Origin of the sequence: Algoriphagus locisalis (assembly GCF_900116615.1) — a bacterium.
GTDB lineage: Bacteria > Bacteroidota > Bacteroidia > Cytophagales > Cyclobacteriaceae > Algoriphagus > Algoriphagus locisalis.
Map to the genome: position 1 here is coordinate 529,179 of NZ_FPBF01000002.1, position 21,719 is coordinate 550,897.

The window sequence follows — 21,719 nt, forward strand, 5'->3', positions numbered from 1 at the left end:
CTTAGTTGATTTGTTTTAGTGTTTCAATAGTTATTAACATCTCTTGAAGAATTTGGTTTAGCTCAGCTATATTTAATTCCGAAGCTTCCTTGAATTTCCCATTTAATAGGCTTATTTCTTCCTGTACTTTCGATTGGAGTGACTTCCCCGGATAAGTCAATTCAACATGTACCGTTCTTTCATCAGCTTCTCCTCTCTGTCTTTTTACAAAATTCATTGCTTCCAGTTTTTTCAACAATGGAGTCAAAGTACCGGAATCCAGGTATAAGCGCTTCCCGATTTCATTGACCCTCAACCCATCTTCCTCCCAGAGAATACTGAGAACAAGAAATTGCGGATAGGTCAAATTCAATTCATTCAAGGAATTTTGAATGAATTGAATCATTAACCTTGAACTGGAATATAGAGAGAGTGAAAGCTGATGAATTGGAGACATTAGTTTATACTTTAGGTTTTATACAATTTAACCGTATAATCTTAAAAGTGGAAACTTTTCATGATGAGATAATTGATATCCACCGGAATCTAGTGTAGAAGAAGAAACTCTTTTGGGAAATTTTTACTTTTGATTCACAGAAGCCCATCTTTATGACGATACAACAACTGGAATACCTAATAGCTGTAGATAAGCACAGACATTTTGGCCACGCCGCAGAAAGCTGTTTCGTGACTCAACCTACCTTGAGTGCGCAGCTCAGCAAGCTAGAGCGAGACTTAGGGGTAATCCTTTTTGATCGGAGTAAAATGCCAGTGATCCCAACTGAAATGGGCGTACATATAATCAAACAAGCCAAGAAGGTCGTTTCGGAGAGTAAGGGAATTTTTGAATTAGTAGCCGATATGAAAGGTGATATTTCAGGCGTGATTAAGCTGGGAATTATCCCTACGCTTGCCCCCTATTTGTTGCATCTTTTTATCCGGAATTTCCTCGAAAAATACCCGCATGTAAAGCTAGAAGTGCAGGAAATGGTAACGGAGGATGTGGTGAAAAAGCTGAAGAACGATGAGTTAGATCTTGGTATTATAGTTACTCCTTTGGATGAGGCTGGAATCGTGGAAAAGCCGATGTTTTATGAAAAGTTTTTTGCGTATCTATCCAAGGATCATCCCCTACTCGATGAGTCTTTTTTCCAGCCTGAAAAAGTAATAAAGGAAGATTTCTGGGTGTTACAGCAAGGACATTGCTTTAGGGATCAGGTATTAAATCTTTGTGACCAAAGCTTGAGCGGACCTAAGAATTTCCACTATGAAAGTGGCTCGCTGGAAGGCTTGAAAAATATGGTGAACCGATACAAAGGAGTAACGCTTTTACCTGAATTAGCTACTTTGGAACTTTCCGAAGAAGAAAAATCGCGGCTTAGGCCATTTGACGGTGTATCTCCTACCCGGGAAGTAAGTATAATACTCAATCGAAGTTTTCTTAAACAAAAATTAGTAGAGCTCCTTTACAAAGAAATCACTGACTCCATCCCGAAGCATATGACGTCCAAGGCACATGGAAAAATCGTCAGGTTTAAATAAGCTTACTGTTTGGTAAGAATGTAATGATCTGCCAGGTCTCCAGTGATCATATTGCCCTCCATATCGAGTTGCCAAAGCTTATTCTCTCCAACTTTATATTGCGTTGGCCCATTGCTGACTTTTTCTAGCGTGATGATAGATCCGGTTTCATCCCAGGTAAAATTCCCCATATCATCTTCCTCTAGCGCATCATTTCGCCCAAAGTAATGTGTTGACAACACATAAGTTAGATCTTTATTGAGTGTCAGAACTGTTTCAATTCCCTCACAGCTCGCGCAGGGTACGGTACCTTTATAGGTGCCATTCCAATCAAGAGAAGTAGCGGAATTGTCTGATGTATAAACGATGGGTTCCTCTAGGACAAGCTCTTCCTCGACTTCTGTTTTCTGTTCAGGTTTGGAGCAGGAAATAAGGATAGCAGATAAAGCAAATAGACCTATTACGATACGGATTCTGTTCATGAAAATGATAGTCTGATTAGCCTGAAACATCAAGAATTAAACCGAAACTAATATTTTGAATAAATTTTAGAGCTTTTTTTGAAAAAAGCAGAAATGAAATCTCATGCTATTTAATCACAAAAAGAGGACTAAAGCCCTCTTTTTCCGCCTTCAAATGCTAACTAATCTAAAGTGATTTTGGCCCCTGGGACAGGTAACCTACAATCACAACTTCAGTTAACATTCTATTCTCTAAAAATTCAGCTTGATTCAAATCCATCTCCGCGCGAAGGTTCAGACCTTCATTACTCAGAATTTCCGCTCTATTCTTATATAGTTTTGGAGAAAAGGGGTTTTCTGCCAAAGCTTGGCTCACTGCGTCTAAGGGTGAAACCTCAGCCTTTTTCTGAAATGATGTCAAAAAAGGATTTGGCGGAAAACCAGCGCCTTTGGATAATTTGAAATCAAAGCTCATTAAATATTCTTCACCGTAAGTTTTTCCTTCCAAGTAAGATGGATCCCAGTTTTCTCTCAGCAAGTTAAGCGTCCTTGATACTTCCTCCTCAAATGCCAAATCACCCGATAAAATCTCATAATCTCCTGTCATAATGCCTCGGGAATCCATAGCGATAGAAACTACCACCAGGCCTTCAGTTTCAGTTTGACGCAATTCTGTAGGATATTTTAAATTCTTTGAGAGCAGCTGATTCATCTCTTTACGAGAATCCGAAGTCTGAGCAAATGTGCTAGTTATGCTGAAGAGGAATAAAAGCAAAAACAATCCAGGTAACTTTTTCATGATGAATTTAGGTTAAAGGGTTAAAGTTGAAGAATACAACTTACTGACTGTAAACGGTCTAGGCATAAAAATGTTCCAACAACTTAGTTATCAAACAGGAATACTCACTTAAACACCCCAAAATGCCAAAGAATACCGGCAGGATCGTGAAGAAAAAATTCATTGCCCCAATCCTTCTTTACGATTTTGCTCAGTTTAGTCCCGGGAAACTTATCGGGCAAGCCTAAAACTTTAATAGCTTCCCAATACGACTCAAGATCCTCTTCTATTTCCAGGAAAATCATGGTGTTTTCACACCAAGGCTTTGAATAGTAATCTTGCAAATAAAAGGCTAGCGTATCTGTGACTCTAACTAGTGACATCTTAGGATCAAGAGGTTTTACTTCAAAACCCAATACCTGATAGAAACGAATACTTTCCTGGTAATTTTTGGAACCTATAAAAGTACGGATAGATTTAGCTGGATGAATCATACGCCGAATTGTGTTAAATGGTGATCAAGATGCTTATAGAAAAGACTATTCCATTCCTCAGCAGTTAGGGGGCCAAAGGATAATGATTCCTTGCCTTCAAAATAAGGAATACCCAAATCTCTGGTTTTCTCTAAAAAGCCAATCAGTCGATCTTTTTCAGTCTCAAAGTCTCTGCGCTCGGCAATAATAAAAGCAGGTGCAGTTCTGGCATTTCTCGGGTAGGGCTTTTCATTTACAACACCCTTTTTCACAAAGGTTTTCAATAAGAAACGCATAAAGGCATTTGGCTTGGGGTGCATGTCAGTATATGCCATCTCATAGGCCACACAGCAATGGGCCATCATTTGATCTACACGCATAATTCCCCATCGAGGCGTAGTCTCTGGAGTCAGCTCATTTATCCTTTCGATCAATTCTTGGACTATCTGAGGATGAAAAATATTCTTCATGGCTTAGCTTCAGCTGGTTGAATAATCAAGATAAGCAAATGAAGCCAAAAACGAATTTTCACAGAGTCAGAAATTTATTTTAGCCAAATATCACTGGAAACAACATAATCAAATCCCTAATTATCAATACCTTAAAATTATTATGGTTTATATTATAAACTTATTTACATTTGAATCGTTGAATCAGGAAAAGCACAAAATCATGGAAAAAGAATTAACAAGTTCGGAGTCCTTAGCGATCATCACAGATATGATTGCAAAGGTGAAAAAAGAAGCTGCGGGAGATGGAAGCTTTCATCTTCTACTTTGGGGATGGGTAATTGCCCTATGCAATCTCGGCCATTATACACTTGAGAAAGTCGGGTATGAACACCCTTATTACATATGGATTACAGTCATCCCAGCATCCTTCATTAGCTTCTACTGGAGCTATCAAAAAAGAAATAAAGCCAACTTCAGAACACACTTAGATCTGATCTTAAATCAAATCTGGATAGGGATTTTTATAGCCATCCTTATTGTCCTCGGGTTTATGCCTATCCTAAGATTCAATCACAATCCAGTCATTTTGTTATTGGCAGCGGTGGGTATGTTTGCTACGGGAAGCATTATTAAGGTTTCAATAGTGAAGGTTGGCGGATTGCTATTGGCGATTGCAGCTATTATAGCATTCCTCGTTTCGGTATCAGATCAGTACTTGGTTGCTGGCATTGCCATGGTTTTGGGATATCTTGTGCCTGGTTATTACTTAAAAAACACTTATCGTGAGCGCGTTTAAGCCTTTAGACCCTCTTTTACATTCTCAATTACGTTTGGCTGTCATGTCACTATTGATTAGCGTAGAGTCTGCTGAATTCACATTTCTCAAAGAGAAAACTGAGTCCACTGCTGGAAATCTAAGCGTGCAGTTAGATAAACTAGACAAAGCTGAGTACATCAGTATTTCAAAGTCATTCAAAGGAAGGCGTCCGCTTACTACCTGCTCCATAACTCAAAAGGGAATCAAGGCTTTTGAGAGCTATGTGGAAAATCTTAAAAATTACATCACTTAAAAAAATTTGATTCTTTAGTTTATACCATAAACCAATTTACATAATTATGAAAAAGCTATTAGTATTAGTATTCCTTTTTGTTCAGGTAATATTCAAGGCAGGAGCCCAAAATTACGAAACCGACACTAAGGCAAAGCAAGAGGTAATAAAACTGAACTTTCTCACAGGAAAATGGAAAGGAACAGGCTGGATGATGGGTCAGGACATGAACAAACACACATTTGATCAAACTGAAAATGTACAGTTCAAACTAGACTCCACCGCAATTTTAGTAGAAGGAAAAGGGGTATCAAATGGAAAAACCGTTCAGGAAGCAATGGCAATCATCACATCCCAAAATGAAAGTAATCAATATGATTTTCAATCTTTTCTTCCTTCGGGGCAAAAGGGCACTTTCAAATCGGAGTTAATTAATGGAGCATATTATTGGTATCCCACGGATTTTATCCGCTATATCATGCGCGTCAATGAAAAAGGTCAATGGTTTGAAATCGGAGAAATCAACAAAGCAGGAACCTGGTACCAATTCTTTGAGATGACTCTGGAAAAGATAAACTAAATAAAATAGGCTCAAAATTGATTTTGAGCCTATTTTATTTAATCCAAAATCACTTTTTCCCGCTTAGGGTATTTGACTTCATATTGCAGTTTGAGTTCCTGCTGAGCTCCAGGCTGCAGGGTTATTTCCCAAGTCACAATTCCAGTCTGAGGGTCTAGTTTTCCTCCTGAGAGGCCTAAAGCTTCTACGCTAATATCAGAATTGACAGAAACTGGTATTTGGTCTTCCACGTTGATTGTCACTGCCTGAGACTTATTGTTTTTCACCGTGATTTTATACTCTCGACTCTCAGTAATGTTTGATCCTATCGCCCGCTTTTTGGAGAACTCGTCATTTTTCTCCCGCTGGATCACAATGCTTCTGTCTCGCCCCATGGATATTTCCAAGGTGTCCTGAAGTGATGAACCGTTCAGTATTGACCTGCCAACAAATCCATCTTCAAAGTATAAATTACTTTCTCCTTCCAACAAACTGTATTGACTCCAATCGGCAATTTCTGCGATTAAAAACGCATCATTATCAAGTTTAGGAACCACCGAGTATCTATACGAAGCATCCACTTGGTAATTCTTCAAGTCAACCAGAGTTTTCTCTCCATTCGATTTGATCGAGTAAGGCTCTGAAACTTCGATTTCGACAGTGGTTTGATTCTCGACCACCGAAGTTTGCAGTGCAGGTGCTTCACTTACTTCCGCCGAACTCATTCCTCTTATTTTTATATTAGACCCAGTGATAGATTTCTTTTGTTGAGCGCCATAACCGACGACAACTACTTCCTCCAACATATTTGTACTTTCGTCAAGGGAAATATTTATTCTAGATGAATTGATCGCTATGTCTCTAGGTTGATATCCTATAAAGGAGGCATTCAGCTGACTCGCTCCAGAAGGTAAGGTCAAGGAATAATTCCCATCAATATCAGTAACAGTTCCAATCGTGGTACCTCTCACCATTACTGTCGCTCCTGGAATCGCTTCACCATCTGCTGCACTTGTGATTCGGCCAGAAACTGAGCCGAAGTTTTGAGTCCTGGGATTGAAGGTGGTCAATCTGGCGAAATTCAATTCCCACTTTTCTAAATCAGGAATCTGCCCGCCTTGATTAGGATTACCATTTGAAAATCTGAGTTTGACATTTTTCCAGTCCACACCGGTATTTTGATATACTTCTGCTTTGTAGGTCAGCGAAAGAGGAGAACTCACATTTTTCACTCGGACATCATATTTTGGATACCAGCCTGCATTTGCAACTAGGTAATTGATTTCCAACTTAGCTGTTCCAGCCCGTTCAGCTTTCACCCGTATTCTGATTTCTGAAGTGGATTCATTTGCCGATTCTTGCATGGCCGCAATCTGATTGCTAAGCTTATTCATCTCATCATTTTCCTTCTGAATATTAGCTTGGATTTTCAATTCCTCAGCCTTTATTTTCATAAATTCTTCGTCGTAAAAGTCCATTGCTTGCTTTAACTCTGTCAAGCTTGACCCATTTTGCGTCCCTCCAATATTTTTGTTAGCATTCAGCAAACTGGTTTTTTCTTTCAGCACATCCAGTCGTGCCATTTCTATACTTTGATTTCTCTGGATAGCCAAAATAGAATCCTGAAGCGTTTTTACTTTTTCTCCCACTTTTTGCTCAGATAAATAATCCAAACGTTTGTTGACTGCCTGGATCGTAAAATCACCCATACCTTTGACCTGAATACTTTTTTCATCCACATAGGGAGAAAGGCCCTTAATCAAAATGAATGATTCACCGGCTGAAATCTGACCGTTGGAAGTTTCAAAGACTTGGGCTCCTGATAGGAAAACGGTGACTTCTTGGATCTCTGACTCAAAGGTCGATTCTTTGATTTCTTGGGAGAAACTAAAAAAAGACACAAGACAAAGTGCGAGTAAAAAAGGTAGTTTTTGCATGAATTGTGGGTTGAACTTTTAAGGAAGTAAAAATTTAACGAGAAACGAAATCCCGAGTTCAACTTCACTAAGTTAAGCAATCAAAAAAATCAGTTTCTCTATCCGCTTTCAACGAAAAGTAGGTGAGACAATTCAAGTAAAAAGCCCGGTTAAACTAGTTAATCGGGCTTCTTGCTTATCAAGCAGTTTGTCCAGCGTGTTTTCCTTCCCGGAATTCCTCCACCATCTTCTTATTAAAGGCAGGCAAATCTTTCGGACTTCGGGAGGTGACTAGGCCACTATCTACCACCACCTCTTCATCTACCCAATGTGCACCTGAATTTTCTAAGTCCTTTCTGACCGATGCAAAGGAAGTCAACGTGCGACCATTTGTAACTTCAGCTTCTATGAGCATCTGCGGGCCATGACAGATGGCTGCCACTGGCTTGTGGTCTTCGAAAAAGCTCTTGACGAAATTCACTGAGGTCATATCTCTTCTTAACAAATCTGGGTTAATCACTCCTCCTGGAAGCAACAAGGCATCAAAGTCAGAGGCACTCACTTGATCCACTCGTGCATCTACTTTGATTGAATCACTCCAATCGCCATTTTTCCAACCTTTTATTTGATCATTTTCAGGAGATATAATTACTACTTCTGCGCCTTCTTTTTCAAGGGCTCGCTTAGGTTCTGTCAATTCTGATTCTTCAAATCCGTTAGTCGCAAGAATAGCGACTCTTACATCTTTTAATAAACTCATGATTTTAGTGGTTTAGTTGGCAAATACTTTCATATGGAGAAAGTAGCTTCTGTTTGGAAGCATTTATAAATTCACCAAGACTGTTCCAAAAAAAGAATCCCGCCTGAGTGTAAGATAGGCGGGATTGTGGTTTTTAAATGATTGGACTTATTCCACGATTTGAGAAACTTAAGCAAATATTCGGGAAGAGCTTAAAGTGGTGATTCAACTCACTACTTGAAATCCAAATAGCTTTTGCTCAGCCATTTTTCTTCCAAACTCATTTTACACCAGCCGTCAGATTCTTTAGAAATGAATACTTCTTCGGATTTCATCAAGTTGTCCACAATAGGGAACCCCGTGCCAGGCCCACTTCTTACACGTAGCACATTGGCATTGACTGTGGCCCGTTTTACCTCGGTAGTATATCGGCCATATACCCAGTGAGATTGGCTATTGGAAATTTTCAACCAGCCATTTGCTTCCTCATAAATCCTCAGAATAGCGCCAAGCTGGGCAGCTTCTCTATCCGAAGCTTTCGAAGCAGAGCCGTTTGGTGCCGTTCGCACATTAAGCGAAGAAGCTGTGACAGCTACATAGTGTATGATGGAAGGAGGAGCATCTGTAGGGTGAAAGCCTGGGATCGCCTGAGCAACCATCGGGAGAAAATAAGTCTCGCAGTCCTGGGGTTTATTTCCTCCAAAAAATGCCGTGCCTGGACAGGATTTGTTACCTCCAGTACCATTGTTTCTTTTCCCAGTACTTAACTCGTACCAATGGTGATATATAATGCTAATTGTATTGATAGGTAGTCTGAATTTATCACAAAGCGCAGCTGTCATTTGGACTATGGCCATTCTATGTTCGTTGGTCATGGAGTCACCGTCGGTATCAAAATTACCCAGATGCTCTATACATATGGAATCTCGATTAGCTCCAAAAATACATGCTGGTGTAGCTTCCAACGATCTGCCTGTAACAATAGTACCATCCGGGAAACTGGTGAAATGTTGTCCTATATCACTCCAGCCGTTGTTTCGAACATGATGATTCTTCATGGCCAATTGTCTGTCAAAATGATTTCTTCCATTGAAATGAGTATAGTTAGGACTCCAGGTATGATGCTGCTGCACCGTGATAATGGTTCGTGCAATACGCTGAGACTGGATCCAAGGAATAAATTCAGCAATACTCATTTTCAAAAATCCATGTTTGCTTTCCATGATTAATAGGGTTAAAAGTTAAAAATCAGATCTTTAAGTTAAGCAGATTTACGCAAGCTTCGAAAATGAAGGAATGATAATTTTCATTTCATAGTAACTATAGTAATAGCTGCATATGGTTTGGAACTCCTTATTCCTTAATTTCCCAAATGCCGATTCTTGCTTAATAGTTGAATGAAATATATTTTCCATCTTTAACTCATTATGAAAGCAATTGTAATTTTCTCGCTACTACTTATCGGCCTTTCGCATGGCCTGATTGCCCAAAATAATTACCAAGCCACTATACTGGAATTTCAGCATGAACTGAACGAGGAATTTAAAAACCCTAAGGAGTCTCCGCTTACTAAAAAAGAGCAGGATGAATTCAAAGGACATGATTTCTACCCAATCAATAAAAAATATCATGTGATTGCAAAATTCGAAAAATTGCCTCCGCAAAGCTTTTTTCAAATGAAAACTACTGCAAACTCACTAAAAGACTATGACATCTATGGGGTTGCGACATTTGAATTCGGTGGAAAAGAATATCAGCTCCATATCTATCAAAGTCATCAGTTGAGAACCCAGGAAAAATACAAGGACTACCTCTTTTTGCCTTTTACTGATCTAACCAACGGAACTGACACTTATGGAGGTGGAAGATATATGGGCTTGAGTATTCCTGAAGGAAACACAATTGAATTGGATTTCAACAAAGCATACAATCCCTATTGCGCCTATGCGGCTGGGTATGCTTGCCCTATTCCGCCAAAAGAGAATGATTTGCCTGTGAAGATAGAAGCGGGCGTGAGAATGAAATAAAGGTGATTATTTGCTTTCTCATAAGACAATAATATTCATCAGATTCATCCTGGAAGTTTCGTCCATCAGATAGGTTTGGTCGGGATTGAGTTATCGATAGATAGTTCTCAAGCTTACTTAATCTCGATGGCTTTCAAGATATCTCACCGATTTACATTCCAGGTTCTGGCTAGAGGTTGGCGATTTCTATAAATATCCTTAAAGGACTTCCCAAATCTAGTTGAGCAAACATCGCACACATAAAAAAAGCCCCAACAACTAACTTGCTGGGGCTTCGATGCTATTGATAATTCTTAGTTTCCTTTTTCTCCAATTGAGATCATCGCACATCTGAAACCAATATGGTTGGTAGCAGAATCTTGGTGCATAAATCTTCTGGTACCAGGAGCTAGCCAGTAAGCTACATCTCTCCAAGATCCTCCTTTATATACTCTAAGCTCATCTGTGAGCATAGAAGTCATATACGTATCCTCTTCATCATCTGTCCCATTATTTCTAATTGGATTGAGGTCATCCATGTCTTGGTAAGAAAGTGGACGGTAAATATCCTGAACCCACTCGTTCATGTTTCCAGCCATGTTATATAGTCCGAAATCATTTGGAGCATAATTATAAACATTGGTTGGGATAATATCGCCATCATTTGATTCTCCTCCGGCAATTCCTCCATAATCACCTCTGCCTCTTTTGAAGTTGGCAAGCATATCACCTTGCTTACCTTTTCTTTTTACATTGTAAGGATTACGAACACCTCTACCATCCCATGGGTAGATACGGCCATATTCCTGATTTTCATCCAAATATTGAGTACCAATCATCGCTTTAGCAGCGTATTCCCATTCAGCTTCAGTAGGAAGTCTATAGTCAGCTAGTGCCACTCCTCTTTCTACCAGTTGACTTTTGGTAAACGAAGAATCGATTCCCCTGTCTTCTCTGATTATTTCCTGAACATATTCAGTTCTCCATTTGGAGTATGCGTTCGCTTGAACCCAAGAAACTCCTGCTACTGGGTAGAAATTAAAGCCTGGAAATCTGAAATAATAGGATTGGTACATGTCATTGAACGACATTTCACCACCTGCCCATACATTATCCTTTGGCTCGAGTTTAAGAAGTGAATCTGCACTCACCTTTTTCTTCATATTGAAAAGAAACTCCCGATAATCGTTATTGGAAACTTCTGTTTCATCCAGATAGAAGTTGGCAAGGGTAACAGTTCTTTCCTGATTATCACGGAAAGCCATCACATCCTCTTCCTGAGAGCCTAGCACAGCTCTACCGCCTTGGATAAATTTCAGATTTGGCCCTGGGATTTGCTCGGCATTTTTTGCTACAAAAAATTGAGTAGAATCATTTTCATCAAAACTGAATTCTGCTCCGGTGGTAGCACTTTTTTTACCAGGCTTACTTGCAGTTCTTCTGCCGTACCCAGGAGTTTTGTTACATGAGGTTAAAATAGAGCTTCCGACTATTGCCAAAGCTGCTACCCACATTCCCCAAGATTTGTTACTCAGACGCATATTTCTAATTGTTTTAGGTCTTTTTCAGTGTGCTAATATAATTGCAATGTAAAGCACTTGCAATGATTTGAGTTGAAGTACTTGGATTCCTTTTGACAAAAAACAGCCAAAATCCCAGAAATTCAACAAATTCGGTAGCCAAATCTGCAATTTTTATGCCACTAAATTATTTTAAAATCATGCTTCATTCATCTCTTTCAGCTTAATCTGAGCCTTTGAAATCGTAGAAACATTCGATAATGTAAGAATCAAACGGTTTTTGTACTCCTTTATTTTGCAAAATTTACTATTCATCTGTGCAAATCGCATAATTTTTTGGAAAATATCTGAGGAATAATAATCATCTCGGGTCGAAGGAAGTAAATGGCACTTCATCAACCCTCCCTTCAAGACAAGTTTCTCAATACCAAGTTTTTCGGCTTTCCATCTCAGGCGTACAGTTTCCATCAAATCTTGTACAGATTCCGGCAATGGGCCGAATCGATCCAGCAGCATAGTCGAGAATCTAGTCAACTCTTCCTCATCCTTGATTGCATCAAGTTTAGAATAAAGCCCCAGACGCTCACTGATGTTCCCAACGTACTCTTCAGGTATTAATAATTCCAAATCTGTCTCAATCGTACAATCTTGCACAAGCACTTTTACCTTTTCTGTGAGATCCGTCTCGAATAAAGCTGCAAATTCATTTTCCTTCAGTTCCTGAACAGCTTCATCGAGGATTTTGTGGTACATCTCAAAGCCCAGATCAGTGATAAATCCGCTTTGCTCCGCTCCTAATAAGTTTCCAGCTCCACGAATATCCAAGTCCTTCATAGCCACTTTGAAACCATCTCCCAAATCAGAGAATTCTTCCAGTGTCTGCATCCGCTTCCTAGCCTCAGCTGTCAAACCGGACATGGGTTGTGTGAGCAAATAGCAAAATGCCTTCTTGTTACTTCGCCCGACACGACCTCGCATCTGGTGCAAATCACTCATTCCAAACATGTGCGCACGGTTAATTATAATCGTATTCGCATTCGGTATATCGAGTCCTGACTCAATGATATTGGTAGAAACCAGCACATCGTACTCGTGATGGATAAAATCCACCATGACTTTTTCCAGTTTTTTCCCATCCATCTGACCGTGAGCTCCAACTACCCGGGCATCAGGGACCAATTTCATGATCAAATTGGCTATGGAATCAATTTCCCCCACACGATTGTGAACAAAGAAAACCTGCCCACCTCTTCTCAATTCATAAGAAACTGCATCCCGAATCACTTCTTCCTGGAAGGTCTGAACCTCCGTAGTCACCGGCTGTCGGTTTGGCGGAGGAGTAGCGATCACGGACAAATCTCTTGCTCCCATCAGGGAAAAGTGCAAGGTTCTCGGTATCGGCGTGGCAGTTAAAGTCAAGACATCCACATTTAAACGCAGATTCTTTAACTGATCTTTCACTTTCACCCCAAACTTCTGCTCCTCATCAATCACCAGAAGCCCCAAGTCCTTAAACTCAATGTCCTTATTGACGATTCTATGGGTACCTACGAGGATATCAATCTCGCCGGTTTTCACCTGAGCGATGATTTCCTTGATTTCTTTAGCAGTACGAAATCGGTTGATGTATTCGACTTTCACAGGGAAATTATCCAATCGTTCGCTGAAGGTCTGGTAATGCTGCATAGCCAGAATGGTCGTCGGAACCAAAATGGCAACCTGCTTTCTATCATTTACTGCTTTGAAAGCCGCACGGATTGCAACCTCGGTTTTCCCAAATCCCACATCTCCGCAAACCAAGCGATCCATTGGATAGGACTTTTCCATATCTGACTTCACATCTTGGGTGGCAGCAGCCTGATCGGGTGTATCCTCATAGATAAAGGAAGACTCCAATTCAATTTGCAATACCGAATCCTGGTGGAAAGCAAATCCCGCCGCAGATCTACGTTTGGCATACAGGGCGATCAAATCTTTTGCAATGTCTTTTACCTGCTTCTTGGCCCTGGATTTCTTGTTTTCCCAGTCTGGAGAACCCAGCTTTGACATGGCCGGAACGATGCCTTCCTGCCCCGAAAACTTTGAAATTTTGTGCAAGGAGTGAATGTTCACATATAGCAAGTCATCATCTCTAAAAATCAAACGAACGGCTTCCTGCATTTTGCCTGCGACGTCCACTTTTTCCAATCCAGCAAATCGGCCTACTCCATAATCCACATGAACGATGTAGTCACCGGGATGCAGCGCTTTCAGCTCTTTAATCGTAAGCGCTTTTGATTTACTGGCTTTGTCACGGGTCTTGTAGCGATGAAAACGCTCAAAAAGCTGATGATCTGTGAAACAGGCTATTTTTGATTGCTTATCATCAAAGCCCTCACGCAAGCCAAGAAGCATACTTTGCACCTGCAAGGTCGGGTCTAATTCTTTGAAAATCCCAAGTAGTCTATCGATTTGCTTTGCATTTTCCGCAGTCAGAATGTTGACAAAACCTTTCTTTTCATTCTCAGAAAGTTGGGTAACTAATAAGTCAAAATTCTTATTGAAAGAAGCCTGAGGCTGAGATTCCCATGTGGATTGTTTGGCATTTTTCAGGTAAAATTGCTTCCCAAATTCTACCCGTGAGAAATTGGCCGATGTTGTCGCAAAGTCAGCTCCTTTGTCAAATAAATCAGAAGGACCGAGTACTGTTTTTGTATTATTGGTTTTTTTGACGATTTGGTCAAAAGCGAGTGAAGCCTTGTGAAAACACTCGTCCATCACATCCAGCGTCAGCTGATAATCCTTAATCCAGACGATCGTTTGCTCCGGCAAAAAGCCCAAAAATGACTGCCTTACTTCCTGCAAAAGCTTGGTTTGCACGTTTGGAATCAATGAGATTTGATCTACACTGGCAATAGAGAGCTGTGATTCGGGATCAAAGGTGCGGATGCTTTCTATCTCTTTTCCAAAAAGCTCCAAGCGGTATGGGTTTTCATTGGAAAATGAAAAAACATCCAAAATCCCGCCGCGTATGGCAAATTGTCCGGGCTCATAGACAAACTCCGTACGCTCAAAATCATAGCTAGCGAGGATTTCAGAGACAAACTCCATATCAACTTGCTCCCCAACTTTGGCCGAAAAGGTATTCTCCAGAAGTGAGCGTTTGTTGATCACCCGCTCATAAATGGCTTCAGGATAGGTAATAATAATGCGTGATTTGCCTTTCTCCTCCAGTACAAGATTTAGAATCTCCGAACGCATCAGGACATTGGCATTGTCTATTTCCTCGTACTGATAGGCACGCTTGAAACTGGAAGGGAAGATCATATGCTCTTCGGTGTTCAGGAGATTCTGAAGATCCGAATTGAGATAAGCAGCTTCTTCTTTGTCTTGGGCAACGATAAGATGAAAACCTCCTTTTGTCTGAAACAGCGCTGAAAATAATACCATATCCAAACTCCCTGACAATCCCTTGATCTGGTATGAAAGCTTATCGCCATTTGAAATTTCATGAGCGATAGTCTGAAAAATTGGGTCTGATTGGTAAATGGAAAGAAAGTCTTGACGATCCAAAAGCGTGTGGTTTTAATACTTAGGTTGGTGGGACAAAGTTAGCGCTTTATGAATTCCTGATTTTCATTCTTGCTTTTTTTCCCTGCTAAGTAACACGGGAAGGCAATAAGAGTTCAGAATTAAAGAAACTAGACTTGACGGGAGTTGCACAGAAAAAAAAGTAACCTATTTACTCTTCAAGCTCTCCCAATCTTTACTTCATGTAGCGTAAATGATTGATTTGACACAAAACGTTTCCTGAGGAATAGTCACTTGAGAGAAAAATAAATAAGGCTAATTTCCACATTTCTTCTTCAGTGTTTTTGACATGTTATTATTCTTCCATTTGAATTGCATGGATTTTTACGTTATAAACCTTAAGTCTATTTTTATCTAAGAATTCTTGGTCAGTACTATAGTCCTTAGGATGTATTATAAATACATTCCGTCTAGAAGATTCTATCCTAACCCAATCATGGTAATTTAATTTGGAAGAATAGAAAGGTGAAGAGTTTATAACACTTCCCCACGTGACAGTTTTTGATAAAATCACATCTGGATCTAAGCTACCATGGAATAAACTAACTTTTGCCAGTGTATCGCTATCATAAGGTGAGAAATAGTAAGGAGGAACACAGCAAACTTTATCGTTTGAAAGATAAAAAAAAGTTGAATCCGAATTTGAAACACTTTTTTCTTCCCAACTTTTGCTATCATCAATAATGACATAAACGCTATTGTCAACCTTACTAATACTAACCGAAAATTGCATTAAAATTAATATTATTGTCCACATGGCTTTGTCAACGTTTCTGCCAGATCACTCAATAAGCTCTAGCCCTATCTTTACTTCATATAATGTAAATGATTGACTTGACACAAAACGCTTTCCGGAACAATAGTCACTTGAGAGAAGAATAAATATCTTTTTTTTATTTGTTTTCAATTTTGCCCATGATAGTAAATTATTGATATCTGAAGTAAACATCGGATTACCCTGTAGTATTTCGCGATAGCTCATAGTCATGGTGGAGGGCTTATCTTCAGGATATATATAATCATGACCAAGAGTAACCAATCCCCTAGTATCTCTATAATCCAGCACAATAAAGAACCTTTTTGGATTTTCACCTCTTTCTACATACTTAGCAAGCTGACAATTATTCACGATTAACACTACAAAGTCAGGAGTAGGAGGTTGAGGTAGAAACCAGAACGGTATAATTAAGATCAATTTCCACATAACTTTTTCAAAAAACCTGCAGTATAATTATCCCTGTAATATTTATCATATGGTGAAGCAATTGGAGAACTTGTCTTGATTGCCTTCATCTGCGCATAAGCAAAAGTTTTGTTAAACCCACCCCAAAACATATTTTTATAAAACTCCACAGTGACCCCATTTGGATAATCGCCATTCCTTTTCACATAACTGTTCAAAGATTGATAATCTTCCGGGAACTGATATTTGTGAATATTCATTAGCGCTTCGCCCATTTCACCCATCAGATTCTCTGCCATATATTTATGCTGCATATTATGTGGAGATATTTATGTGGCGTAATAAATATTGACATAGTTATTGAGATTTTCAGCAAAATCCCCATCCAAAGGCGTTTCTCCATTCGCTTTAAGTGCAGCATATATTACCCCATGAACTAGCTCATATATATTTCGATGAATCACATTATCCCACCAGTACTAATGCTAACCTCATAAACTTTAAATTCGTAGTCTGGATCCAAAGAACCTTTCACTAAATAATCGTCTTCATAAATAATAAAGTAAGTCTCAAGGCTACTTAGGTGAAACCAATCAGTATATCCCATCTCTTGATCGAACCAGACGATCTTGCTATCTAAATCCTTACGGGTAATTACCTTTTTTCGGAAGTCAATATCATGAGAAACTCTGATATGCAGATTTGGGTCATAAAAACCTTCTCTCATATATTGAAAGCTTTCAACACCGTCGGATGATCTGTCATGAAAGACTGTATTTGGTTCCAATCTATTAAAGATAATCACCAATTCTTTCTTATCAGTATCGATAGAATTTTCTATTTCATCTTCAACCTTTTGCCCGTTGCAAGAAGCAAACAACACAACAGTCCATAGTAAAATATTGAGTCTCATAATTGCTATTTACATGTTTCATTGAAATTGGCTGCAAAACTCTGATATTTCTCCATAGAGTATCTTTCTGGTAAATCATACCTCCACTTATCAGTCCATTTCAAACCATTCCACGCCATACCTTTATAAAAATCGGGAGGTAACCCATGTGGATAAGCTTTTTTGACTTCGGGGTCATTTAAAAATTCCTGTTTACCCAAATAGGGATGGATTAACTTTAAAACATCAGACATTCTATCTACTATTTTTTCAGCCATATAATTGTGATGTACGTCTGCATCACCATACTCCTTGTAGTATAATTCAACATACTTATTGAAATTGTATTCGAAATTTGCATCAATTGCGGTGCCCTTTTTATTGCCAATTGCCACATATAGTTCCGCATGGATTATTTCGTGCAATATAGTATGAGCAATTTCAAGTGACCCTCTATTTAATTGGGTCGAGTTAATAGTTATAACTATATTATTAAAGCCATAAAAGTCATTCGTTTCTGCGGCGGCTTTAGGATCTATTGTTTTTCCTACTGATAACACTACATTTCTAGAAACAGATGTTTCTCCAATAATTGCCAAGTTTTTCACAAATTGTGTTAACTCAAGTTTTCCTAAAATACACATTAGCTTTTCATTGTCTTTAAAGCTTTTATGTTTCTCAATTCTTAGATTAGGTGAAGGGAGCGTTGGTGGCGTATATTGCGAGGGTCCTCCACCGCCTCCTCCACTTCCTCCACTTCCTGATGAAATACCTCCCCCTACATTCACCCATTCACATACCTTAGAAAAGGTAGTGTCAAGATACTTTGGTGGAGAACTACTACCTCCCACAGTCGTGACCTGATACCAGTCTGTAGTGGTCTCAGTACATTCATAAACCATCTTTGCACTAGATGAATCTGTTCCTAATTGGCTTTCCTGCGATAGCGTTCTAGAAGAGACCTTTGTCCCCTGCTCAATCCGAAATCCTATCAGATGATGCTCATCGTAGGAAAAGAGATCAATCCACCCACTCCATTTCTCATCGATGCCCAAATAATAGAGATCGTTAAAATCCCTGTTTGAATTCACATCATCTGGAAAGTAGCGAACAATCAAGGGATCAAAACGCTCTTCTACAGGATCTTTTACAAACATGATATTTTGAATCGCTCCGCTTTCCAGGGTATTTTCATCCTGAGATAAAGAGGGAATATAGAATTCGGCATTATCCAGATTGATTTCAAAAACTTCCCGCCCATCCGGGAAATAGTAATGGTGAAACTTGTCCCAGTCAGGTTCCTTCTCTAAAAAAGGAAGAATCAATTCCTGGGATTCGGTCCGGAAGTTGACTCCCTGCTCAGGCAGTCTGAGTTTAGATTTGTTTTTGTCAAACCAATCTTTAACTAAGACAACCTCTGTGTTTTCACTTATCTCGCCAATTGGAATATCATTTTCTTCATTTACGCAGGAAGTGATTATAAAATTTACAGCGATCATTAAGATCAGAAATCTCGGAAAACGCAATCTATCCAGATTTTTGCTGAGGGAGAGAGTAAAATGTGTTTCATAAAAATCAGTTTAGTTAGCCTATAAAAACCTGCTTTAATTTCTGAATGAAATGGTTAAAATCCAATATCTTCAAATAAAATTTATGTTTTTTAACTCGCTTTTACTAATTCTATAGAATACCGATTTCTTGTTTTCTTCAATCATCTCCGCTTCCACTACATTTCCTTATCTTTGTCCCCCGATCATTAAATCAAAATACGCCCTCAACATTAAAGGGAGGGTATTGACATATAATTCTATGAGTAGAGAAGTTCGCGTAAGATTTGCCCCATCACCGACGGGGCCGTTGCATATCGGCGGTGTTCGTACAGCGCTTTATAATTACCTTTTTGCCCGCAAAAGGGGCGGCAAGTTCCTTCTGAGAATAGAGGATACGGATCAAACCCGCTTCGTGCCTGGTGCAGAAGCCTACATTCAGGAATCGTTGGAATGGCTAGGCATTTCTCCTGACGAAAGCCCATGGAACCCAGGTGACTCTGCGCCTTACCGCCAATCTGAGCGTAAGCCAAGCTACATGCAATACGCACTTGACTTGGTAGAAGCCGGGCATGCTTATTACGCATTCGACACCTCTGAGGAATTGGAGGCCATGCGTGAGCGATTGACCGCTGCGCGAGTGGTACAACCGCAATACAACAGCATCACTAGAACTCAGATGAAAAACTCGCTGACACTTCCTGATGAAGAAGTCAAAGCAAGATTGGCATCCGGCGAACCTTACGTGATCCGGGTGAAAATACCACGCAAAGAAGAAGTGCGATTGAATGACATGATCCGTGGTTGGGTGATGGTTCAATCTGCTACACTGGACGACAAGGTTTTGATGAAATCTGACGGGATGCCAACTTACCACCTTGCAAATATCGTGGATGATCACTTGATGAATATTACCCATGTGATCCGCGGTGAGGAATGGCTTCCATCTGCTCCACTGCATGTATTGCTATACAAGTTTTTTGGCTGGGAAGATACCATGCCTGAATTTGCCCACTTACCTCTTTTGCTAAAGCCTGATGGAAACGGGAAGCTTTCCAAGCGTGATGGCGATAAGTTAGGGTTTCCAGTATTCCCTCTGAATTGGGAGAATAAATTAGATGGGGAAACAGCATCTGGATTTAGAGAATCCGGCTATTTACCGGATGCATTCCTAAACTTCTTGGCTTTCCTCGGTTGGAATCCTGGAGACGACCGCGAAATCTTCTCTTTGGAGGAATTGATCGAAGCTTTCTCGGTAGAACGAATAGGCAAGTCAGGAACCAAGTTTGACATTGCGAAAGCAAAATGGTTCAATGAGCAGTATTTGAGAGCTAAATCAAATGCAGAATTAGCGCCGCATGTGATTGCTGATGCTTCCAAAGAAGGGGAAATTATCCTTCAGGACACAGCAGAGGCTCTAGTTGCTTTGATGAAAGAGCGCGTGACCTTCCCTTCGGAAATTTGGCAAGGAAGTAAATTCGTGGTAATCGCTCCTACCGAGTTTGATCAGGATGTGGCTGGCAAACGATGGAATGCTGACGCAGTGACAGTTCTGACAGCTTATGCAGAGACCCTGGAAGGTTTTTCAGGAACCTATGATGCAGAAACTGCCAAAGCAATGCTGGGAGAAACTGCCGAAGCAAAGGAAATTAAGCTTGGTAAAGTAATGCAGGCAGTTCGCCTTGCGGTAACAGGTGTAGGTGCTGGACCGGATTTGATGGAGATTTTTGCTATTTTAGGACCAGAAGAAGTAGCCAAACGGATTAGATTTTCGTTAGCTACTTTGGATGTAATCAGCTAAAAACACAAGCTATGACTAAGAAGAAAAAGAAAAACGAAGACCCTAAAGTTCATGAAGATTTGAACGGCTTCAAGATGAACATAAATTCCTTTGGTGAGATCTCCTCCTCCTTTTCAATTGATAAAATCAATGAGTTTCTCAATAAAAATGTGGAAGACAAAAAGCTCAAGGATAGAGATGACCTAGACCTGAAGGACAAAAAAAAGTAACAACCCCTTTCACTCCAGAATCCAAAGAGCTCCAGTTGGGGCTCTTTTGTTTTGGAATTTCAACTGCTATTAAGAATAGATGGGAGCCCCAACTATTAATTAAAGATATCGTTTAGCATTTATTCTTACACCTTTAATGCTTGCCAGAAGGCTCTTGATTCTTGGCTCTTAGATCTAATTTCTCAACTTATCCTCCTAAACACTTCCTTCCCAAACCTTTTAATTGGTTACTTTTGGATATGAATAGAGTATTGCTCACCAGCATTTTCATTATAGTCTCTTTCGTGGTCAGCGCCCAAACCAGCGTGGGGATCCGTGGTGGCTACGCGACCTCCACTTATTCTTATCGACCTACACCCAGCACCCGCGGGATTTCAGTGGATGGACTCGGCACGCCTACTTTCGCCTTGGTTTTTGAGCACTTCAATGCCAAAAACGCAGGGTTAGAAATAAATCTTCAGTTTCTACGCTTAGGATTCACGCAGATTTCAGATGAAGACATAGAACTTGAGCTAGTCAATGAAACCCAGTTTGACTACCTGAAAATCCCGATGCTTTCCAGCTTTTTCCTAGGAAGATCCGGTAGATTCCAAATCAAACTTGGGCCACATCTAGGCTATCTGCTTCAGGCTAAAGACATCACCCGTGAATTTTCTGGTGCCACACCAGCAGAAATCCCAACCTATGGTGGTGCCGATGACGAACCTAACAGAATCATGTATGGTCTAACAGCTGGAGCAGGTATTTCCAAGCTTTTTGGTAAAAGCACCCTGGCGGGAGAAGTCCGGTTTTCCTATGACTTCACCAATCCTGAGGGACAGGATCGTATTTTCGAGATGAGTTCTACCAACTTGGAGTTTACGCTAGCGTATCTTTTTAGAATAAGAGATTCGAAAATTGAAAGATTGAAAGATTGAAAGATTGAAAGATTTATACTCGTAATTTTATAATATTCAAATATGTATAGCCGCTTTTCTACCAGTAAGAAGGCAAAAGCAGCATAGTGTATGTTAAGCTTAAGAATTGAGGCCACTTTGGTCTTCGGTCATCGGTCTTCCGGCCGG

General features: G+C 39.9%; 23 protein-coding genes. 8 read left to right on the top strand and 15 right to left on the bottom strand.

All coding sequences use genetic code 11. The features are described from left to right. Position 1: 1 nt before the first annotated feature. Entirely contained in the window at positions 2–385 is a 384-nt protein-coding gene (locus BM386_RS07270; protein WP_244545475.1) for a MarR family winged helix-turn-helix transcriptional regulator, read from the bottom strand. 203 nt (positions 386–588) lie between these two features. Between BM386_RS07270 and BM386_RS07275 the strand changes: the two genes are divergently transcribed. Next, the gene (locus BM386_RS07275; RefSeq protein WP_091692398.1) at positions 589–1,521 is read left to right on the top strand and encodes a hydrogen peroxide-inducible genes activator; all 933 of its coding nucleotides are present in this window, start codon (positions 589–591) and stop codon (positions 1,519–1,521) included. A 2-nt stretch (positions 1,522–1,523) separates the two neighbouring features. Here the strand turns inward: BM386_RS07275 and BM386_RS07280 are convergent, their stop codons facing one another. From BM386_RS07280 to BM386_RS07295, 4 genes are all read right to left on the bottom strand, one after another. Beyond that, entirely contained in the window at positions 1,524–1,982 is a 459-nt protein-coding gene (locus BM386_RS07280) for a copper resistance protein NlpE (RefSeq protein ID WP_091692878.1), read from the bottom strand. A 166-nt stretch (positions 1,983–2,148) separates the two neighbouring features. Then, positions 2,149–2,760, bottom strand: a complete 612-nt coding sequence (locus BM386_RS07285; protein WP_091692399.1) for an energy transducer TonB — start codon at positions 2,758–2,760, stop codon at positions 2,149–2,151. Between the two features lie 104 nt (positions 2,761–2,864). Beyond that, the gene (locus tag BM386_RS07290; RefSeq protein WP_091692400.1) at positions 2,865–3,233 is read right to left on the bottom strand and encodes a VOC family protein; all 369 of its coding nucleotides are present in this window, start codon (positions 3,231–3,233) and stop codon (positions 2,865–2,867) included. After that, positions 3,230–3,682: a DUF1569 domain-containing protein gene (locus tag BM386_RS07295; RefSeq protein WP_091692401.1), complete on the bottom strand. Its 453-nt coding sequence runs from the start codon at positions 3,680–3,682 to the stop codon at positions 3,230–3,232. The genes BM386_RS07290 and BM386_RS07295 overlap by 4 nt, the downstream gene beginning before the upstream one ends. A gap of 202 nt (positions 3,683–3,884) precedes the next feature. Here BM386_RS07295 and BM386_RS07300 point away from each other — a divergent pair, with 202 nt between their 5' ends. The 3 genes from BM386_RS07300 to BM386_RS07310 are packed head-to-tail and all read left to right on the top strand — an operon-like array spanning position 3,885 to position 5,293. Further along, complete coding sequence (locus BM386_RS07300) at positions 3,885–4,460, top strand: hypothetical protein (protein ID WP_139235866.1); 576 nt, start codon at positions 3,885–3,887, stop codon at positions 4,458–4,460. Beyond that, positions 4,447–4,734, top strand: coding sequence for a winged helix-turn-helix domain-containing protein (locus BM386_RS07305; RefSeq protein WP_211482891.1), 288 nt, complete (start codon positions 4,447–4,449; stop codon positions 4,732–4,734). The genes BM386_RS07300 and BM386_RS07305 overlap by 14 nt, the downstream gene beginning before the upstream one ends. 46 nt (positions 4,735–4,780) lie before the next feature. Then, positions 4,781–5,293, top strand: a complete 513-nt coding sequence (locus BM386_RS07310) for a hypothetical protein (RefSeq protein ID WP_091692404.1) — start codon at positions 4,781–4,783, stop codon at positions 5,291–5,293. A gap of 38 nt (positions 5,294–5,331) precedes the next feature. Here BM386_RS07310 and BM386_RS07315 read toward each other — a convergent pair whose 3' ends face one another. The 3 genes from BM386_RS07315 to BM386_RS07325 form a co-directional block, all read right to left on the bottom strand. Continuing rightward, positions 5,332–7,209: a mucoidy inhibitor MuiA family protein gene (locus BM386_RS07315; protein ID WP_091692405.1), complete on the bottom strand. Its 1,878-nt coding sequence runs from the start codon at positions 7,207–7,209 to the stop codon at positions 5,332–5,334. Between the two features lie 178 nt (positions 7,210–7,387). Then, positions 7,388–7,948, bottom strand: coding sequence for a type 1 glutamine amidotransferase domain-containing protein (locus tag BM386_RS07320; protein ID WP_091692406.1), 561 nt, complete (start codon positions 7,946–7,948; stop codon positions 7,388–7,390). Positions 7,949–8,160: 212 nt separating this feature from the next. Then, positions 8,161–9,150, bottom strand: coding sequence for an SH3 domain-containing protein (locus tag BM386_RS07325; RefSeq protein WP_091692407.1), 990 nt, complete (start codon positions 9,148–9,150; stop codon positions 8,161–8,163). Positions 9,151–9,354: 204 nt separating this feature from the next. Here BM386_RS07325 and BM386_RS07330 point away from each other — a divergent pair, with 204 nt between their 5' ends. Further along, positions 9,355–9,954: a DUF1684 domain-containing protein gene (locus tag BM386_RS07330; RefSeq protein ID WP_091692408.1), complete on the top strand. Its 600-nt coding sequence runs from the start codon at positions 9,355–9,357 to the stop codon at positions 9,952–9,954. 293 nt (positions 9,955–10,247) lie between these two features. Here the strand turns inward: BM386_RS07330 and gldJ are convergent, their stop codons facing one another. From gldJ to BM386_RS07365, 7 genes are all read right to left on the bottom strand, one after another. Beyond that, a complete protein-coding gene (gldJ, locus tag BM386_RS07335; protein ID WP_091692409.1) occupies positions 10,248–11,474 on the bottom strand; it encodes a gliding motility lipoprotein GldJ in 1,227 nt (408 codons plus the stop codon). Between the two features lie 177 nt (positions 11,475–11,651). Further along, positions 11,652–15,005: a transcription-repair coupling factor gene (gene mfd, locus BM386_RS07340; RefSeq protein ID WP_091692410.1), complete on the bottom strand. Its 3,354-nt coding sequence runs from the start codon at positions 15,003–15,005 to the stop codon at positions 11,652–11,654. A 313-nt stretch (positions 15,006–15,318) separates the two neighbouring features. Then, positions 15,319–15,780 carry a hypothetical protein gene (locus tag BM386_RS07345; RefSeq protein WP_139235867.1) on the bottom strand — a complete coding sequence of 154 codons (462 nt, stop codon included), beginning with the start codon at positions 15,778–15,780 and terminating at the stop codon, positions 15,319–15,321. A gap of 24 nt (positions 15,781–15,804) precedes the next feature. Next, positions 15,805–16,227 (bottom strand): hypothetical protein, encoded by a 423-nt coding sequence (locus BM386_RS07350; protein WP_091692412.1) that lies wholly within the window; start codon positions 16,225–16,227, stop codon positions 15,805–15,807. Continuing rightward, the gene (locus BM386_RS07355) at positions 16,215–16,520 is read right to left on the bottom strand and encodes a hypothetical protein (RefSeq protein ID WP_091692413.1); all 306 of its coding nucleotides are present in this window, start codon (positions 16,518–16,520) and stop codon (positions 16,215–16,217) included. Before BM386_RS07355 ends, BM386_RS07350 begins: the two co-directional genes overlap by 13 nt. Positions 16,521–16,666: 146 nt before the next feature. Beyond that, positions 16,667–17,119, bottom strand: coding sequence for a hypothetical protein (locus BM386_RS07360; protein WP_091692414.1), 453 nt, complete (start codon positions 17,117–17,119; stop codon positions 16,667–16,669). 5 nt (positions 17,120–17,124) lie between these two features. Beyond that, positions 17,125–18,624: a hypothetical protein gene (locus BM386_RS07365; protein ID WP_139235868.1), complete on the bottom strand. Its 1,500-nt coding sequence runs from the start codon at positions 18,622–18,624 to the stop codon at positions 17,125–17,127. A 283-nt stretch (positions 18,625–18,907) separates the two neighbouring features. On the opposite strand from BM386_RS07365, the gene gltX reads away from it, so the two are divergent. From gltX to BM386_RS07380, 3 genes are all read left to right on the top strand, one after another. Continuing rightward, a complete protein-coding gene (gltX, locus tag BM386_RS07370; protein ID WP_091692416.1) occupies positions 18,908–20,446 on the top strand; it encodes a glutamate--tRNA ligase in 1,539 nt (512 codons plus the stop codon). A gap of 11 nt (positions 20,447–20,457) precedes the next feature. Beyond that, entirely contained in the window at positions 20,458–20,655 is a 198-nt protein-coding gene (locus BM386_RS07375; RefSeq protein ID WP_091692417.1) for a hypothetical protein, read from the top strand. A 239-nt stretch (positions 20,656–20,894) separates the two neighbouring features. Beyond that, entirely contained in the window at positions 20,895–21,572 is a 678-nt protein-coding gene (locus tag BM386_RS07380) for an outer membrane beta-barrel protein (protein WP_091692418.1), read from the top strand. The last annotated feature ends 147 nt before the right edge of the window (positions 21,573–21,719 follow it).

Coding starts and splice junctions, on each gene's coding strand:
- BM386_RS07330 (WP_091692408.1), top strand. CDS start 9,355: ATGAAAGCAATTGTAATTTTCTCGCTACTACTTATCGGCCTTTCGCAT.
- BM386_RS07325 (WP_091692407.1), bottom strand. CDS start 9,150: ATGGAAAGCAAACATGGATTTTTGAAAATGAGTATTGCTGAATTTATT.
- BM386_RS07300 (WP_139235866.1), top strand. CDS start 3,885: ATGGAAAAAGAATTAACAAGTTCGGAGTCCTTAGCGATCATCACAGAT.
- BM386_RS07270 (WP_244545475.1), bottom strand. CDS start 385: ATGATTCAATTCATTCAAAATTCCTTGAATGAATTGAATTTGACCTAT.
- BM386_RS07380 (WP_091692418.1), top strand. CDS start 20,895: ATGAATAGAGTATTGCTCACCAGCATTTTCATTATAGTCTCTTTCGTG.
- BM386_RS07295 (WP_091692401.1), bottom strand. CDS start 3,682: ATGAAGAATATTTTTCATCCTCAGATAGTCCAAGAATTGATCGAAAGG.
- BM386_RS07360 (WP_091692414.1), bottom strand. CDS start 17,119: ATGAGACTCAATATTTTACTATGGACTGTTGTGTTGTTTGCTTCTTGC.
- BM386_RS07315 (WP_091692405.1), bottom strand. CDS start 7,209: ATGCAAAAACTACCTTTTTTACTCGCACTTTGTCTTGTGTCTTTTTTT.
- BM386_RS07355 (WP_091692413.1), bottom strand. CDS start 16,520: ATGCAGCATAAATATATGGCAGAGAATCTGATGGGTGAAATGGGCGAA.
- BM386_RS07275 (WP_091692398.1), top strand. CDS start 589: ATGACGATACAACAACTGGAATACCTAATAGCTGTAGATAAGCACAGA.
- BM386_RS07290 (WP_091692400.1), bottom strand. CDS start 3,233: ATGATTCATCCAGCTAAATCTATCCGTACTTTTATAGGTTCCAAAAAT.
- BM386_RS07285 (WP_091692399.1), bottom strand. CDS start 2,760: ATGAAAAAGTTACCTGGATTGTTTTTGCTTTTATTCCTCTTCAGCATA.
- BM386_RS07280 (WP_091692878.1), bottom strand. CDS start 1,982: ATGAACAGAATCCGTATCGTAATAGGTCTATTTGCTTTATCTGCTATC.
- gltX (WP_091692416.1), top strand. CDS start 18,908: ATGAGTAGAGAAGTTCGCGTAAGATTTGCCCCATCACCGACGGGGCCG.
- BM386_RS07350 (WP_091692412.1), bottom strand. CDS start 16,227: ATGTGGAAATTGATCTTAATTATACCGTTCTGGTTTCTACCTCAACCT.
- BM386_RS07375 (WP_091692417.1), top strand. CDS start 20,458: ATGACTAAGAAGAAAAAGAAAAACGAAGACCCTAAAGTTCATGAAGAT.
- BM386_RS07310 (WP_091692404.1), top strand. CDS start 4,781: ATGAAAAAGCTATTAGTATTAGTATTCCTTTTTGTTCAGGTAATATTC.
- BM386_RS07345 (WP_139235867.1), bottom strand. CDS start 15,780: ATGTGGACAATAATATTAATTTTAATGCAATTTTCGGTTAGTATTAGT.
- gldJ (WP_091692409.1), bottom strand. CDS start 11,474: ATGCGTCTGAGTAACAAATCTTGGGGAATGTGGGTAGCAGCTTTGGCA.
- BM386_RS07320 (WP_091692406.1), bottom strand. CDS start 7,948: ATGAGTTTATTAAAAGATGTAAGAGTCGCTATTCTTGCGACTAACGGA.